This is a genomic window from Streptomyces sp. NPDC059816 (assembly GCF_042732055.1).
Lineage (GTDB): Bacteria > Actinomycetota > Actinomycetes > Streptomycetales > Streptomycetaceae > Streptomyces.
This window is the reverse complement of record NZ_JBHWIQ010000009.1, coordinates 217,396-233,511: the sequence shown is the minus strand read 5'-3', so window position 1 is coordinate 233,511 and position 16,116 is coordinate 217,396. Positions and strand designations below refer to the sequence as shown.

The following is a 16,116-nucleotide window of genomic DNA, read 5'->3' as shown; positions in this document are numbered from 1 at the left end:
TCCGGGGGTGCCTCCGTGCTGCGCGCTACCGGCGGTCGGAGCGGCGCTCAGTCGCCGGTGTTGGTCGCCCACACGGGGCGACGACTGCTGTCGTAGACGACGACGTTGCCGTCGTCCTGCACGGCGAGGTAGGCGCCCTTGTTCCAGGTGCCGGCCGCCCAGACGGCCCGGCCGGCGCTGTCGTAGACGACGAAGTTGCCGTCCTCCTGGAAGACGGCGCAGTTGCCGCGGCTCCACGTGTTGGGAGCCTGCCACGCGGCGCGGCCGTCCTTGTAGAGGACGAAGTTGCCGTCCTCCTGGAGGCGCAGGACCGCCCGGCCGTTGCCCGAGGTCCACGCCTGGTTCTTACAGATCGTCGCCCGCGGGCGGATGATGGTGTCGCTGGTGGGGCGTGCGTTCACCGCCCGCTCGGCGGCGGAGACCGTCGCGACCGTACCGGCCGGAGCCAGCGCGGTCACCGCGTGGGCGCTCCCCGCACCGGCGAGGGCCAGCACCGCCGCCACGGCACACATCACTGAACGCGTGTTCATCGCAACCACTCCTTCAACAGATAGCGCCCGAAGTGAGCACAAGTTTCGCTATGCACACAAAGAATCACCATCTGTGACGGATGTGTCGAGGGGTTCCCACGAGCCCCACTCCAACGAGCGACCCTGGCCGCGACGCGCGACTGCGGACCGCGTTCGGCTCAGAGGCCGAGGCCCAGCATCGCCACGGGCATGGGGAGCGGGGGCTCCTCGGGAAGCGCCGGGGGGTCCTCGCCCCGATCGGTGTGGGTGGCCGGAACGGCGCGCAGCACTCCGATGCCGCCCGCGGCCCACGGTGCGTCCGTCGACTGGAGGGACAGCGTCACCCGCTGGCCGCCCAGAGTGGTCTCCAGTTGCCCCGTGTCGTTCGTCTGCATGGCGGATCCGCCTCCGTCGAAGGGCACGAGCCGGGGTTCCGGCTCTTCATCCCCCTACGGACGGCGGTCGCGGAAGGTTCCCCTCCGCGGCCGGGCGGTGAGCATGCCCGGCGCACGGGGGCGTGGCGGCAGCTCCTGGACACCGAGTGCACGCGGTGCGTGTCGACCGGTACCCGCTCCGTCGAGGAAGCCTTGGCCGAGGCCCTCCTCGGGGCGACAACCTCCGCCGTTCGCCGTGTAATGGTGAAGAGAGATGCATGTCCCACGAGAGGAAGGACGTGTCATGGCGAAGGACGAGAAGGCCCGCGCGAAGGCGCAACAGATCAAGGGCAAGGTCCAGAAGGGGGCAGGACACGCCGTGGGCAACGAGCGCTTGGCCGCCGAGGGCAGGTCCAAGGAGGCGGAAGGGCACGCCCGAGCGGCCAAGGAGAAGGCCAAGGACGCCTTCAAGCCGTAGCCGCGCAGTCCGTGGCCTTGCAGTTCGTAGGACCTCTGACCCGGTGGAACTCCGGTGCTGGAAAGAGGCGTACTCCGTTGTGATTCCCACCAACCGTACTTTTACGCGGAGTTCGGAATCCCATGGGTCGACGGGGGTGTGGATCTGCGATACATCAGTGATCGCTGCGCCAACTCGTCCACCGCGGTCCAGGTGGTCGAGGTATTCGAGGCATTCGAGGAGAAAGCCGAGAAGGATGCCGGTGTCCCCGGGTGGACAGCGGGGCGGGATTCCCTCGAAGGGCAATTCCCTTCGCGTGCGCGCCCTTTATCGAGGGCGGGACGGCCGGCGGCGATCGCAGGCAGTGCACGCATGACGCGTCGCCCGTGGAGGAACCTCCACGGGCGACGCGTCGTACGGCGGCCGGTCAGCCCTGGCGGGCGATGAGGCTCGCCGGGCGCAGGTCCGTCCAGTGCTCTTCCACGTACGCCAGGCACGCATCGCGCGTGTCCTCGCCGAAGACGGTCCGCCACCCGGCCGGCACTTCGGCGAAGGACGGCCACAGCGAGTGCTGGTTCTCGTCGTTGACCAGGACCAGGAAGCCGCCCTCCGGGTCTTCGAACGGATTGGTGGTCATGCGGGGGTCACTCCTCGTGGACGTGCGGTGGACAACGTGGACGACTGCTCGTGAGGTGGGGGGAGCCTCAGCGGACCGAACCGATGCCGTCGGCAACGGGCTCGGGCTCGCCCTCGGCGGACTCCGCACCGCGCTCGACGATCGAGTCCAGGATCTCACCGACCCGGACCGCGATGTTGGAGAGCAGCGACGAGGTGATGCCGTGGGTGTGCTCGGTGCCGCCCTGGAGGTAGATGCCGCACCGCACTTCGGGTTCGGTGGCGAGGCGGTAGTCCCGCTCGACCCGGGCACGCCCCTGGTCGTCGCGGTGGCAACGCTCGGCGACCTCACCGAGGACTCCGAAGGGGTCCACCGGGCTGTAGCCGGTGGCGAACACCACGACATCGGCCTCCAGGGTCGTGTCCTCCCCCGTGACGGAGGAGGTGGCGGTGGCCCGGACCTTGTCGCCCACCTCTTCGACGCCGGTGAGCCGCGACATGTTGAGGAAGCGCAGCCGCTCGGTGCCGAGGACCTTCTCCTGGTACACCTGCCGATAGAGGTCGGCGATCAAGTCGACGTCGACCACGGAGTAGTTGGTGTTGCCGTGGTAGTCCATCAGTTTGCGCTTGACGTCTTCGGGCGCCGTGAAGTACTCGTCCACCGCGGCGGGGTCGAAGACGCGGTTGGCGAAGCTGCTGTCGTCGGCGGGGCTGTAGCCGTAGCGCGAGAACACCGCGCAGACCTCGGCCTCGGGGAAGCGGCGGTGCAGGTAGGCCACGTTCTCCGCGGCGCTCTGCCCCGCACCGACGACGACGAAGCGGGAGGGGTCGGTGCCTTCGAGGCCGTCGAGCTGGTCGAGCTTCGTCAGCAGCTCGGAGGTGTGCCAGATGTGGTCGCTGCGCTCGATGCCGTCCGGTACGAAGGGCCGCAGGCCGGTGCCGATGACGAGGTTGCGGGCGCGGTGGACCACGGTCTCGGACCCGGAACGGGCCGTCACGTCGAGGTACTCCACCACGCCGTCGCGCACGACGGGTTCGACGGCGATGACCTCGTGGCCGTAGGAGACCATGTCGTCGACCTTCGCCGCGGCCCACTCCAGGTAGTCGTGGAACTCGACGCGGAGCGGGAAGAAGCTCTTGTGGTTGACGAAGTCGACCAGCCGACCCTTGCTCTGGAGGTAGCACAGGAAGGTGTACTCGCTGGACGGGTTGCGCAGGGTGACCAGGTCCTTGAGGAAGGAGACCTGCATCGTGGCGTCGTCGATCAGCATGCCGCGGTGCCAGCCGAAGCTCGGCTGGCGCTCGAAGAAGTGGGCAGTGACGGCATCCTGCCTCTCGACGCGTGCGTTGTGCTCGCTGAGCGCAATCGCCATGGCCACATTGGACGGCCCGAAGCCGATGCCTATGAGGTCATGGATCAGAGGTGCGTCGCCAGGAAGAACCTGTGACATGTCACTCCCATCGTGCGGGACAGCCGCCTGTCAGGCGTGGATGAAATGAACGAGGCGCCGAGCCCGCTCATGGACGCCACGCCCCCGAATTTAGGTAAAGCTAACCTTACTTGAACCGGCCTGTCGACGGGACGGACCGGGCATGTGGCAGATCACATCTCTCAACGGGCCCGAAACTTGGGGACGTTGCACCGTTAGGTAAGGCTTGCTTTACTTGGCGCAGTCATTCGCTCTCCCAAGGAGGAACCCCATGCGGGTCGTCATGTTCGGTTACCAGACCTGGGGGCACCGCACCCTGCAAGCCCTCCTGGACTCCGAACACGACGTGGTGTTGGTCGTGACGCATCCCAAGAGCGAGCACGCCTACGAGAAGATCTGGAGCGACTCGGTCGCCGATCTGGCCGCCGAGCACGACGTTCCGGTCGTGATCCGCAACCGGCCCGACGACGAGGAGCTGTTGCAGCGCCTCAAGGAGGCCGAGCCGGACATCATCGTGGCCAACAACTGGCGCACCTGGATCCCGCCGCAGATCTACGCCCTCCCCCGGCACGGCACGCTGAACGTCCACGACTCGCTCCTGCCGAAGTACGCGGGCTTCTCCCCGCTGATCTGGGCCCTCATCAACGGTGAGCAGGAAGTCGGCGTCACGGCCCACATGATGGACGAGACGCTCGACGCGGGCGACATCGTGGACCAGCGTGCCGTGACCGTGGAGCCCACGGACACCGCCACCGACCTGTTCCACAAGACCGTCGACCTCATCGCACCGGTGACGATAGGCGCCCTGGACCTGATCGCCTCCGGGCAGACCGAGTTCACCCGACAGGACCGCTCCCAGGCCAGTTTCTTCCACAAGCGGGCCGAGGAGGACATCCGCATCGACTGGAGCTGGCCCGCCGACGCCCTGGAGCGACTGGTGCGCGCGCAGTCCGCACCGTACCCGAGCTCCTTCACCTTCCACCGGGGCAAGCGCCTGGAGGTGCTGTCCGCGGTCGTGTCCCAGGGGCGCTACGGGGGCACTCCCGGCCGTGTCTTCTACCGCGAGGGCGACGGGGTGGTGATCGTCGCCGGCGCCGACGCCCGCACCGGACGCAACCACGGCCTGGCGATCACCCGCGTACGGACCGAGGACGGCCGCGAGTTGCCCGCCACCGAGTACTTCACCTCGATGGGCGGCTACCTGACCGGCCGTCCCTGACGGCTCACCCGTTCGACTCGACGGAGCCCCCTTGCACCGCAGGGGGGCTTCCGCGTGCCGCGTGCCGCGCACCGACGGTGCGCGGCACGGCAGGGAACTCAGCTCCCCTTCGGCTGGGTCCGGGGCAGGCGCGTCGCCCCGGCAGCGGCGAGCAGACCGAATCCGAGGACCCACCAGAAGGTGTCGGCGAACGCCCAGGAGACGTCCGCCCCTCGGGCGGCCAACCGGTCCTGCAACACCACGGCGAGCGCCGCGGTGCCCAGCGAACCACCCACGGTGTTGAGCAGGTTGAGCGCTCCCGCCGCACGCGGCAGGTGTGCGGGCTCGATGCGGGTGTAGACGATGTTCATGATCGGCGCGCTGATCATCGCCATGCCGAAACCGCGGACCGCCAACGCCGCGACGATCACCAGGTCCGGTGGCTCGTGGCCGAGTTGGGTGAACGGGACGGTGCCCACGAGGATCAGCGCGATGCCGATGACCACCAGGGACCGGGGTGCCACCTTGTCGATGGCCCGGTTGACCAGGACCGACCCGGCCACCGCTCCCAGCCCCTGCGGGGCCAGCAGCATCCCGGCCTCCCACGCCGACAGGTCGCGAGCCGTCTGGAAGTACAGCGGCAGCAGGAACATCGTGCCGAACACCGAGGCGCCCAGGACGACCAGCGAGAGCGCGGCGGCACCGAACGGCGGTCGGGAGAAGAGTCGGGGGTCGACGAGCGGGGTGCCACGGGTGCGCAACCCGTGCACGAGGAATCCGGCCAGCATCACCGAACCGGCGGACACCCCGATCACGGCGGGCAGGGTGCGCTCGTGGGCGACCTCGGTCAGCCCGTACACCAGCACGGCCAGGCCGGGCGAGAGCAGGAGGGCCCCCCGCAGGTCGAAGGCCGTCCGACGGTCCGACGGCGGTACCACGGGCACGTAACGCCGGGCGAGCAGCACCGCGGCCAGCCCGATCGGCAGGTTGACCAGGAACAGCCAGGGCCAGGACGCCACCCCGAGGATGGAGCCGCCGACCATCGGGCCGAGGACCGGCGACAGCAGCGGAACGACGGCGACGATGCTGATGACCCGGCCGATGCGGCCGGGACCGGCGACGCGGGCCAGCAGGGCTTGTCCGGTCGCGGGCAACAGCCCGCCGCCGAGGCCCTGGATGACCCGGGCGACGATCAGGCTGGGCGCCGACCAGGCCAGTGCGCACAGCAGCGAGCCGAGCAGGAACACCCCCACCGCGACGAGCCAGGTCCGGCGCCCGCCGAACCGGTCGGCCAGCCAGCCGGAGGCGGGCACGGCGGCGACGACGGCCAGCAGGTAGGCGGTGGACACCCACTGGATCTCGGCGACGGAGGCGTTGAACTCCTGCGTCAGGGTGTCGATGCCGACGCTGACGATGGTGGCGTCCACGGTGGCCATGAACGTGCCGAGGACCAGGATGAACGCGATCCGCAACAGTTGTCCGTCGACCCGGTCGGTCGGCGGCGCGGCGTTCTTGCTCATGGACGCTCCAGGAGGTCGAGGACGTCCTCGTCGAGGTGGTTGCCGAGGGACCGCAGGAGGTCGAGCAGTTCTTCGGCCAGCCCGTCGACGTCCACTGCGGACCGGTGCGCGAGCACACCGGTCCAGCCGTCGCCGTCCGGCATGACCGTCAGGGTCACCGGATGGTGGGTGGCCTCGCGGAACCGGGTTCCGACGACCGTGAGCCCGGGGGCGGGTTCCCGGAGGCGGTCCGGGTCGACCGGGTAGTTCTCGAACACCACCAGGCTGTCGAAGAGCCGGTGCCGTCCCGTGCGCCGTTCCAGGTCGGGGAGGGCCACGTGCTGGTGCTCCACCAGGGCCTGCTGGCGGGCCTGGAGGTCCACAAGGGTGTCGGCGAGGGTGCCGGCGAGCCGTGCGCGGACCGGGACCGTGTTGGCCAGCAGCCCGATGATCTCCTCGACGCCCTCCAGCTCCGGGGGCCGGCAGGCAACCATGGCGCCGAAGCAGACGTCGGTGCGGCCGGAGCGCCGGGCGAGCAGCACCGACCAGGCTCCTTGCAGCAGGGTGTTCCTGGTGAGTCCGCGCCGGGCGGCCTGCTGGCCGAGCTCCGCCACCAGGGCCGCGTCGAAGGTGAGGAGCGCGGGCTCCTGCCAGGCCGGTCCGGGGTCGCCGCCGCCCAGGTAGTCGCCCTCGGCCAGCCCGTCCAACTCGGCCGCCCAGACGTCGAGGTCGGGTTCGTGCTCGGCGTGCCAGCGCAGGTAGTCGCCGAACGGCACGGGGGCGGGCAGGTCCGGGGCCTCGCCGCGGACCCGCGCGGTGTAGAGGGCGAACAACTCGGTGAGGATGCGCGGGGCCGACCAGCCGTCGGACAGCAGGTGGTGGCTGGTCATGGCCAGGTCGGCGAGTTCGGGGCCGCGGCGGATCACGGTCAGGCGGAACAGCGGCCCGTCCACGAGGTCGAACGGTTCGGCCAGATCGGCCGCCAACGCTTCCTCGGCCGGCCCGTCGACCAGCCGGAAGTCCAGCCGGGGCGTCTCGGGGATCACCGCGAGGTCGGCCGGGAACACGGCGCCCAGGTTGGGGTGTCGGGCGAGCAGGTCGGTGCCCGCTCCGCGCAGGGCCTCGGGATCGAGCGGGCCGGCCAGGGAGAACGTCGACTGCACGGTGTACGGGTCGGGGCGTTCGGTGCGCGAGTGCCGCAGCATCACCTCCTGGAGCGGGGCGAGCGGCTGCACCTCGGCGACCGGGCGGTCACCGTCGAGGGCCAGGACCTCCGGCGCGGCGGCGGTGCCCAGCAGCGCGCTCCGCAGGTGCTCGGCCAGTTCCTCGACCTCGGCGGCGGTGAACAGCGCGGCGGGCCAGGTGATCCTGACGCCGAGTGCGTCGTCGCGCACCAGGGCGTTGACCATCAGGCTGTGCGGCAGGGGCAGCGCGTCGGTGCCGCCCGAGCCGAGCGGGTCGGCGTCCGGAGGCGCCTGCCAGGGCGTCTCCTCGGCGGGGGCGCCGGGGAACTGACCGAGGTAGTTCCAGGCGACCTCCAGGGGCACCGGGTCCAGCAGGCCCGCCGCGGTGAGGATGCCGTGCCCGAGGCCGTCGCCCTGGGTGCGCAGCCGTTCCCGGACCGCCTGCACGTCGTCGTCGGCGTGCAGCCGGACCGGGTGGACCGCGGTGAACCAGCCGACGGTCTGGGAGAGGTCGACCTGCGTCGGACGACCGTGGCTCTCCAGGGCGACCAGCAGTTCGGGGGTTCCGCGCCAGGCGCGTACCGCACGGGCGAGCGCGGTGAGCAGTACGGCGTCCGGGGTGGTGCGGTGCGCGGCGGGCAGGGTGGTGATCAGGGCGCGGGTCGCGGCGGTGTCGAGCCGGATCTCGTGGTGGGTCGCCGTGGCCACGGTGTCCCGGGCCGGGTCGAGCGGGCGGGTGAGCGCCGGGGTGGCGGCGGTCGTGCCCCGCCAGTGCGGCAGTTCGGCCCGTCGGTCGGCGTCGTGCAGCGAGCGCGCCCAGCCGAGGAACGACTGGCCGTGCCGGGTCAGCTGTCCACCGGAGTGGGCGTGCTGCACGTCGTCCAGGAGCACGCGCCAGGACACGCCGTCGACGACGAGGTGGTGGGCGAGCAGGACGAGTCGGCCCGGACGGGCGGGCCCGGCGTCCACCCACAGCGCGCGCAGCAGCGGACCGGTGCGCGGGTCCATGGCGTCGCGGGCTTCGGCGGTCCAGGAGTCGACCAGGGCCCGCAGGTCGTCGGTCGCGGCCCGTCGGGTCAGTACGTCGGCTCCGGTGACGGCGCCGATCGGGGGGATGCGCAGCACGTGGCCGGCGAGATGGGCGCGGAGCACGTCGTGCCGGCCGAGCACCGCGTCGAGCACGGTGTGCCAGGTGGCCTCGTCGCCGCCGGGCGGGACGCAGATCTCGATCCACTGGCAGAAGCCGTCGGCGGCGGTTCCGGCGCGGCGCAGCAGGTCCCGCATGATCGGGGTGAGCGGTGCGTCGCCGACCGCGGGGGCTTCCTCTTCGACGAGGGTGCGGGCGCGTGCGGCGATCCCGGCGACGGTCTCGCCCTCGAACACGTCCCGCGCGGTCAGGCCGAGTCCGCGCCGTCGGGCGCGGGAGACGACCTGGAGGGAGACGATGCTGTCGCCGCCGATGGCGAAGAAGTCGTCGTCGAGGCCGACGTCGTCGGAGCCCAGGATGTCCTGGAAGACGGTGAGCAGCGCCGCTTCCTCTTCGGTGGCGGGTGCGCGGCGGACGCCGGCGGCGATCTCGGGGGCCGGCAGTGCGGCGGCGTCGAGCTTGCCGCTGGGGCTCAGCGGCAGCCGGTCGATCGGCACGAGCACGGTCGGCACCATGTGGTCGGGCAGTTCCGCGGCCAGGTGGGCGCGGACCCGGGCGGGGTCCAGGTCGGCGTCGTCGGTCGGGATGACGTAGCCGAGGAGTCGGCCCTCGCGCACGATCACGGCGCAGGCACGCACGTCGGGGTGGCGGGTGAGGGCGGATTCGATCTCGCCGAGTTCGACGCGGAAGCCGCGGACCTTGACCTGGTGGTCGACGCGGCCGAGGAAGACGAGCTGTCCGTCGGGCCGCCACCGCACCAGGTCCCCGGTGCGGTACATCCGCTCGCCCGGGGGGCCGTACGGGTCGGCGACGAACGCCGCGGCGGTCAGTGCGGGGCGGCCGAGGTAGCCGCGGGCCAGGCTCGGTCCGCCGAGGTACAGCTCGCCGGTCACGCCGACGCCGACGGGCTGGAGGCCCCCGTCGAGTACGTAGGCACGGACGTTGGGGTCGGGGCGGCCGATGGGCAGCGGTCCCGGGTCGTCCGGGTCGTACCGCCAGAGCGTGGAGTTGATGGTGACCTCGGTGGGCCCGTAGGCGTTGAACAGGGCCCTGCGGCCCTCGCCCCAGCGTCGGGCGAGTTCGGGGTCGAGTCGCTCGGCGCCGACGACGAAGAACACGTCGGGGTGGACCGTGCGGTCGTCGGGCATCGCGGCCAGGAACGACGGCAGCAGGTTCACGCCGGTGACCCGGTGTTCGACGATGTAGTCGAGGAGTTCGTCGCCGGAGACGCGGACCTCCTCGGGGGCGATCACGGAGGTTCCGCCGGAGAGCAGCGGCACCATCGTCTGCCAGAACGCGACGTCGAAGCTGGTCGACGCGAAGTGCAGGTACCGGTCGTGTTCGGTGACCTGGACGACCTCCTCCTGGAGCGCGATCAGGTCGGGCACGCCGCGGTGGGTCACGCCGACGCCCTTGGGGCGCCCGGTGGTGCCGGAGGTGTAGATGACGTAGGCGAGGGCGTCCTCGGTGAGCGTGGCGCGCGCTTCGGCCGGGTCGGTGTCCGGTGCGGAGGCGAGAGTGGCCGGGTCGTCCAGCCGCAGGACGGGGACCGCCCGGTCCACGGGCAGTGCGGCGCCGCTGGTGACCACGGCGGCCGGGGCGATGTCGTCGAACATGTAGGCCAGTCGGTCCTGCGGGTAGCTCGGGTCGAGCGGTACGTACACGGCGCCGGCCTTGGCCACGGCGAACAGGGCCACCGTCATCTCGACGTCGCGTCCGAGCAGGACCGCGACCGGGTCCTGGGGGCGCACCCCGCGGGCGATGAGCGCGTGGGCCAGCCGGTTGGCCCGGCGGTCCAGTGCGTCGTAGGTGAGGCTGCGGTCGCGGCAGACCAGGGCCTCGGCGTCGGGCTTGCGGCGCACCCAGGCGGCGAACTCGTCCAGCCAGTCGCCGCGTTCCTTGGCGGGCACGACCTCGGTGCCGGTGCGCAGCATCCGTGCGCGCTCGTCGGGGTCGAGTGCGGGGATCCGGATCGCCGGCCGGTTGGGGTCCTCGACGATTTCGTGCAGCAGGTGGTGCAGCCAGCGGCCGTAGTCGCGGACGGTGTCCTCGGCGAAGGCCCGCGGCTGGTAGCCGAGGCCGATGGTGATCGCGTCGTCGGGGATCACGATGACGGTGAGCGGGTAGTGGGTGGCGTCGGTGATGTCCACCCCGGCCAGATCGAGGCCGGGTGCGAGCGGGGTGCGCTTCCGGCTGGACAGCGGGAAGTTCTCCATCACCAGCATGGTGTCGAAGAGTTCGCCGATGCCGACCGCCCGCTGGATGTCGGGCAGGCCGACGTGGTGGTGTTCGGCCAGGGCGACGCTGTCCGCGTGCACGTCCGCCATCAGGTCCCGCGCGGTGCGGTCCTGGGTGTGGCGGACGCGTACCGGGATGGTGGTGCCGAGCTGGCCGATCATCGACTCGACTCCGTCGACCTCGGCGGGGCGTCCGGACACCGGGCAGCCGAAGACGACGTCGCGGCGGCCGGTGAGTCGGCCGAGGAGCAGGCCCCAGGCCGTCTGGAGCACGGTGGTCAGGGTGACGCCCTGTTCGCGGGCGAAGCCGCGCAGCCGGTCGCTGAACTCCCGGCCGAGGTCGACGCTCACGCGGCCGGGGCGCTCGATGCCGGTCTCGGTGCTGGCGGGTGCCAGTCGGGTGGCGTCGTCGACGCCGGCGAGCGCGTTCCGCCAGGCGTCGAGGGAGGCTCCGTGGTCCCGGTCGGCCAGCCAGCGGAAGTACTCCGACAGCGGCGGGGCGACGGGGGCGGCGGGGCCGCCGCCGAGTTCGGCGTAGAGGGCCAGCAGGGTGCGGCCGACCAGCGGCATCGACCAGCCGTCGAGCAGGGCGTGGTGGTTGGTGATCACCAGTCGGTGTTCGGCGGGGCCGACCCGGGAGAGCAGGAAGCGGATCAGGGGCGGCCTGGCCGGGTCGAACGGGCGCTCCAGATCGGCGCGGGCCGCCTCCGGGAAGGCATCGTCGCGCCGCCACTCCAGGGCGACGTCGGCGGGGATCACCTGCACCACGCCGTCTCCGGCGGGGGCGAGGTACACGCGCAGTGCGGGGTGACGGCGCAGCAGTTCCCGCGCCGCCTCGGCCATCCGGTCCGGGTCCAGTTCACCGACCAGGGTGGTCAGGGCCTGGACGACGTAGACGTCGGTGTCGTGGTCGTCGCGGACCAGGGTGTGGAAGGAGAGGCCGACCTGCAAGGGGGTGGCGGGCAGGACGTCGGCGATGCGGCCGACGCCGTCGGCGCCTTCGAGGGCGTCGACCGCGGCTTGGTCGAGGTCGACCAGCGGCAGGTCCGAGGGGGTGAGGCCGCCCGGGTCGTCCAGTGCGTGGGCGACGAGCGCGTCCAGCGCCACGGCCCAGGCGGTCTGGAGGGCCGCCACGGTTTCGGTGCCGAGCACGGCGGTCGCGGCGGTCCACTCGACGGCGAGCCGGGGCGTGCCCTCCTCGTGGACGAAGCAGTTGAGGGCCAGTACCTGTTCCAGGGCCTTGGCGTGGGGTTCGGTCACCGAGAAGGCGTCCTGCTCGGGCAGTTGCCAGCCGGTGCCGGGCAGCGAGCCGAACCGGCCGAGGTAGTTCAGCAGCACGTCCGGCGGCGGGACGGCGGACAGTTCGGGTCCGGCCGTCGGGTCGAGGGTGCGCAGGACGCCGTAGCCGACGCCGCCGTCGGGGACGCCGCGCTTGGCCTCCTTGGCCGCGCGCAGGACCTGCCCCACGTCGCCGGCGGTGGGTACGCGGACGGGGTACTCGCTGGTGAACCAGCCGACCGTGCGCGCCAGGTCGAGGTGTTCGCGGCCGTGGCCCTCCATGGTGACGGTCACGGCGTCGCCGCGCACGCCCCAGGCCCGTAGGGCGAGGACCAGTGCAGCCAGCAGCACCTCGTCGACGCCGGCGCGGTAGGCGGCGGGCAGGGTGGTCAGCAGCGCTTCGGTGGCTTCGGACGAGGCGAGGGTGACCGACTGGTGGGCGGTGGCCACGGTGTCCCGCTTCTGGTCCAGCGGTCGGGCGCCCAGCCGGGGCGCGGCGTCGAGTGCGGCGCGCCAGTAGTCGAGTTCGCCGCGGCGGGCGCCGGAGCTCCCCTGTTCGGCGAGGAGCGTGGCGTGGCGTCGCCAGGAGGCGCCGACGGGGTCGAGGGCTCCGCCGGTGCAGGCCGTGTGCAGGTCGGGCAGGAGGATGCGCCAGGACACGCCGTCCATGGCGAGGTGGTGGACGACGACGACCAGCCGGTCCGGGGTGGCGTCGTCGGTGCGGAGCAGGGCGGCCCGCAGCAGGTCGCCGGAGCGGGGGTCGAGTTCCCCGGCGAGGCGGTGGGCGAGGGCGGTGACGTCCTCGCCGCGGGTTTCGCTGACGACGGCTTGCACGGCGCCGCGGGCGAGCACCTCCAGGTGCTGCCCGTCGTCGGCGTCGATGACCCGCAGGCGGAGCGCGTCGTGTCGGTCCAGGACCGCCTGTACGCCGGCCGTCAGGTCGTCGTGGGTGAGGGCGTCGACCCGCAGGGCCGTCCACTGGGCGTATCCGGCGATGACGTCCACGTCGGGGTTCGGGTCGAGCAGGCCGCGCACGATCGGCGGCGGCGGCACGGGCCCGGTGGGGTCGTCCGGCGGCTCGGGGGTGTCGTCGACCTGGGCGGCGGAGGCGGCCAGGGCGGCGAAGCTGCGGCGGGCCAGCAGGTCACGGGGCCGCATCTCGATGCCCCGGGCGCGCAGCCGGCTGCTGACGGTGATCGCGGTGATGCTGTCGCCGCCGAGGGCGAAGTAGTCGTCGTCCACGCCGACCCGGTCGACCTCGAACACCTCGGCGAGGACCGCGCACAGCAGGCGTTCCCGTTCGGTGCTGGGTTCCCGGCCGCCGCCGGAGATCGAGGGTGCGGGCAGGGCCGCGCGGTCGAGCTTGCCGTTGGGGGTGAGCGGGAGTTCGTCCAGCACCACCACCGCGGCGGGCACCATGTGGTCGGGGAGCCGCTCGGCCAGGTGGGCGCGTACCGCGTCGCCGGTGGTCGAGGTCGAGGTGGAGACCACGTATCCGACGAGTCGGGACGCGCGGATGGTGGCGGCGGCCGCGGTGACGTGGGGCACCGCCCCGAGGGCGGCTTCGACCTCGCCGGTTTCCACCCGGTGGCCGCGGATCTTGACCTGTCCGTCGCCGCGGCCCAGGTACTCCAGGCCGCGTCCGGGCACCCAGCGGGCCAGGTCGCCGGTGCGGTACATCCGTGCCCCCGGCGCGCCGAAGGGGTCGGCGACGAACCGTTCGGCGCTCGCCCCGGGCTTGCCGAGGTAGCCGCGGGCCAGGTGCGGGCCGGCCAGGTACAGTTCGCCGACCGTGCCGTGCGGCACCGGCTGGAGCGCGTGGTCCAGTACGTGGGTCCGGGTGCCGGCCAGCGGGTGGCCGACGGTGGGGTCGTCGCCGGTGATCCGGGCGGTGCTGCTGGTGACGGACGCCTCGGTCGGCCCGTACATGTTGCGGGCGGCGGTGCCGGATGCGGCGATCCGCTGCCACAGGGCGGGCGGTACCGCTTCGCCGCCGAGGAGCAGCAGGGTGGGCGGCAGGTCCAGGAGGCCGCCGTCGATCAGCGGTGCGGCCATCGACGGGGTGGTGTCCATGATGTCGATGCGGTCGCGGGTGTACGCGGCGAGCAGGGCGTCGGCGTCGCGGGTGGTGTCGGCGTCGTAGACGTGCAGTTCGTGGCCGCAGAGCAGCCACACCAGGTGTTCGAGGGCGGAGTCGAAGGCGAAGGAGTAGGTGTGGGAGGCGCGCAGTCGCCGGCCGGCGGCGCGCTCGGCCTCCGCCACGACGGTGGACCGCTGGTGGTGCAGCAGGCTCGCGAGACCGCCGACCCGGCCGAGGACGCCCTTGGGGCGCCCGGTCGATCCGGAGGTGTGGATCACGTAGGCGAGGTGCTCGGGGTGGCGGGGGGCGGCCAGTTCGTCGGCCATCAGCGGGGCGCCGGACAGTGCGGCGGCCTCGGCGACCAGGGTGTCCCAGGGCTCTCCATCGACTGGGCCCGGGCCCGAGCCGTCGGTGAGGACCAGCGCGGGGCGGGTGTCGTCGACCAGCTCCCGCAGCCGCCCGGCCGGGTACGCGGAGTCCAGCGGCAAGAACGCGGCGCCGGCGTCCAGGACGGCGAGGAGGGCCACCACGGTGTGGGCGGAGCGGGGCAGGGCCAGGGCCACGACGTCGTCGGGCCCGATGCCGCGGGCGCGCAGGGCCCGGGCGAGTCGGTGCACCCGGTCCGCCAGGGTCGCTGCGGACAGCCGGTCGGTGCCGCACACCAGGGCGGTGCGCTGCGGGTCGGCGGCGATCATGGCGTTGAACGCGGTGGGTACGTCCACGGGGGTGCCCGGCAGCGCTTGCGGGGACCAGTCGGCCAGCAGTCGGTCCACGTCGTCGACCAGGGCGATGCGTCCCACCGGCAGGCCGTCGATCAGCCCGGAGAGCAGGTTGCGGAAGCCGGAGAGCTTGGCGTCGACCGCGGCCTGGTCGGTGCCCCGGGCGTCGACCTCGAAGCCGAACAGCAGACCGCCGTCGCGGGTGGGCAGGACGCTGAGTCCCATGTCCTCGGGCGGGCCGCCGGCGACGTTGCGCATCACGCCGGTGGCTCCGGCGAAGTCGATCGCCAGGTCGAACGCCTTGAGGTTGATGCCGCGTCCGTGCAGCAGGGCGCCGGCGCCGGGCACGCCGAGGTCGCGCGGCAGGTCCTCGCCGCGGTACCGCTGGTGGTCGCGCATCTCGCGCATGGCGTAGGAGACGCGGCGGCTCAGCTCCGCCAGTCCGTCCCCGCTGCGGACGGCCACGCGCAGCGGCAGCACGTTGACGGCCATGGCGGGGGTGCGCAGTTCGGTGGAGCCGGCGCGGCACATCAGGGGCAGCGCGAACACGACGTCGGTGCGGCCGAGGGCGCGGTGCAGGAAGGCGGCGTACCCGGCGATCAGTGCCTCGCCCCAGGTGACGCCCTCCCGGGTGGCGAAGGCGCGCAGGCGGGCCGTCTCCTCGGGGGTGACCACGGCCCGGGCGGTCAGGGTGCGGTCGGGCGGGCCGGCGGCCGTGTCGACGTCACCGAGGTCGGGCAGCGGGGTGAACCGTTCCACCCAGTAGGCGCGGTCCTCGGCGGCGCGGTCGCTGACCCGGTAGGCGCGGTCGGCGGCGACGAGGTCGGCGAAGCGTCCAAAAGTCGAAGGCGCGGGCGGCAGGTCGGTGTCGCGCACCCGGGCGGTGTAGTGGGCGGCGGTGCGGCGGGCGAGCATCGCCGCGGTGTAGCCGTCGAAGACGAGGTGGTGGCCGAGTTGGGTGTACCAGACCTCGCGGTCGGAGAGTCGGATGACGGTGCGCGCGTACAGCGGCCGGTCCACCATGTGCCGGCATTCCTCGGCCACCCGCGCCCGCTCGGCGTCGACGAACGCGTGGGCCGCGGCGAGGGGGTCGGGGCGACCGCTGAGGTCGATCACCCGGGGCGGCTCGACCGGTTCGTCGCTGACCGCCTGTTGCGGCGCCCCGGGGGTGTCGTAGACCCGCAGGCGCAGGGTCTCGGCCTCCTCGGTGGTGGCCCGGACCGCCTCGACGAGCGCATCGACGTCGACCGGTTCGTCGCCGGATATCTCCACCACGTCGCCGACCAGGTAGTACGGCGAATCCGGTTCGAGGCGCTGCGCGTTCCAGATGCCCAACTGGGCGCTGGTCAGGGCGAGCAGTCCGTCCGAGGGCACGCGGGGGGTGCTCAA

8 protein-coding genes are annotated in these 16,116 nt (G+C 72.5%); 2 read left to right on the top strand and 6 right to left on the bottom strand.

Annotated elements, in window-relative coordinates; translation table 11 throughout:
• Positions 1 to 47 precede the first annotated feature (47 nt).
• Together ACFV88_RS15010 and ACFV88_RS15005 are read right to left on the bottom strand one after the other, a co-directional pair.
• Complete coding sequence (locus ACFV88_RS15010) at positions 48 to 530, bottom strand: hypothetical protein (RefSeq protein ID WP_385490568.1); 483 nt, start codon at positions 528 to 530, stop codon at positions 48 to 50.
• 158 nt (positions 531 to 688) lie between these two features.
• Positions 689 to 904 carry a hypothetical protein gene (locus ACFV88_RS15005; protein WP_385490565.1) on the bottom strand — a complete coding sequence of 72 codons (216 nt, stop codon included), beginning with the start codon at positions 902 to 904 and terminating at the stop codon, positions 689 to 691.
• A gap of 283 nt (positions 905 to 1,187) precedes the next feature.
• Here ACFV88_RS15005 and ACFV88_RS15000 point away from each other — a divergent pair, with 283 nt between their 5' ends.
• Positions 1,188 to 1,361 carry a CsbD family protein gene (locus tag ACFV88_RS15000; RefSeq protein WP_385490563.1) on the top strand — a complete coding sequence of 58 codons (174 nt, stop codon included), beginning with the start codon at positions 1,188 to 1,190 and terminating at the stop codon, positions 1,359 to 1,361.
• A 406-nt stretch (positions 1,362 to 1,767) separates the two neighbouring features.
• Here the strand turns inward: ACFV88_RS15000 and ACFV88_RS14995 are convergent, their stop codons facing one another.
• Both ACFV88_RS14995 and ACFV88_RS14990 read right to left on the bottom strand, forming a co-directional pair.
• Positions 1,768 to 1,977 (bottom strand): MbtH family protein, encoded by a 210-nt coding sequence (locus ACFV88_RS14995; RefSeq protein ID WP_385490560.1) that lies wholly within the window; start codon positions 1,975 to 1,977, stop codon positions 1,768 to 1,770.
• 67 nt (positions 1,978 to 2,044) lie between these two features.
• Complete coding sequence (locus ACFV88_RS14990) at positions 2,045 to 3,406, bottom strand: lysine N(6)-hydroxylase/L-ornithine N(5)-oxygenase family protein (RefSeq protein WP_385490557.1); 1,362 nt, start codon at positions 3,404 to 3,406, stop codon at positions 2,045 to 2,047.
• A gap of 250 nt (positions 3,407 to 3,656) precedes the next feature.
• Here ACFV88_RS14990 and ACFV88_RS14985 point away from each other — a divergent pair, with 250 nt between their 5' ends.
• A complete protein-coding gene (locus ACFV88_RS14985; protein WP_385490555.1) occupies positions 3,657 to 4,604 on the top strand; it encodes a methionyl-tRNA formyltransferase in 948 nt (315 codons plus the stop codon).
• Between the two features lie 98 nt (positions 4,605 to 4,702).
• On the opposite strand, the gene ACFV88_RS14980 is transcribed toward ACFV88_RS14985, so the two are convergent.
• Together ACFV88_RS14980 and ACFV88_RS14975 are read right to left on the bottom strand one after the other, a co-directional pair.
• Complete coding sequence (locus tag ACFV88_RS14980; RefSeq protein ID WP_385490552.1) at positions 4,703 to 6,103, bottom strand: MDR family MFS transporter; 1,401 nt, start codon at positions 6,101 to 6,103, stop codon at positions 4,703 to 4,705.
• Positions 6,100 to 16,116 carry an amino acid adenylation domain-containing protein gene (locus tag ACFV88_RS14975; protein WP_385490549.1) on the bottom strand — a complete coding sequence of 3,339 codons (10,017 nt, stop codon included), beginning with the start codon at positions 16,114 to 16,116 and terminating at the stop codon, positions 6,100 to 6,102. Before ACFV88_RS14975 ends, ACFV88_RS14980 begins: the two co-directional genes overlap by 4 nt.

Excerpts from the sequence above, each read along its gene's own strand:
- ACFV88_RS15000 (WP_385490563.1), top strand. The coding sequence starts at position 1,188 with ATGGCGAAGGACGAGAAGGCCCGCGCGAAGGCGCAACAGATCAAGGGC.
- ACFV88_RS15010 (WP_385490568.1), bottom strand. The coding sequence starts at position 530 with ATGAACACGCGTTCAGTGATGTGTGCCGTGGCGGCGGTGCTGGCCCTC.
- ACFV88_RS14995 (WP_385490560.1), bottom strand. The coding sequence starts at position 1,977 with ATGACCACCAATCCGTTCGAAGACCCGGAGGGCGGCTTCCTGGTCCTG.
- ACFV88_RS14990 (WP_385490557.1), bottom strand. The coding sequence starts at position 3,406 with ATGTCACAGGTTCTTCCTGGCGACGCACCTCTGATCCATGACCTCATA.
- ACFV88_RS14980 (WP_385490552.1), bottom strand. The coding sequence starts at position 6,103 with ATGAGCAAGAACGCCGCGCCGCCGACCGACCGGGTCGACGGACAACTG.
- ACFV88_RS15005 (WP_385490565.1), bottom strand. The coding sequence starts at position 904 with ATGCAGACGAACGACACGGGGCAACTGGAGACCACTCTGGGCGGCCAG.
- ACFV88_RS14985 (WP_385490555.1), top strand. The coding sequence starts at position 3,657 with ATGCGGGTCGTCATGTTCGGTTACCAGACCTGGGGGCACCGCACCCTG.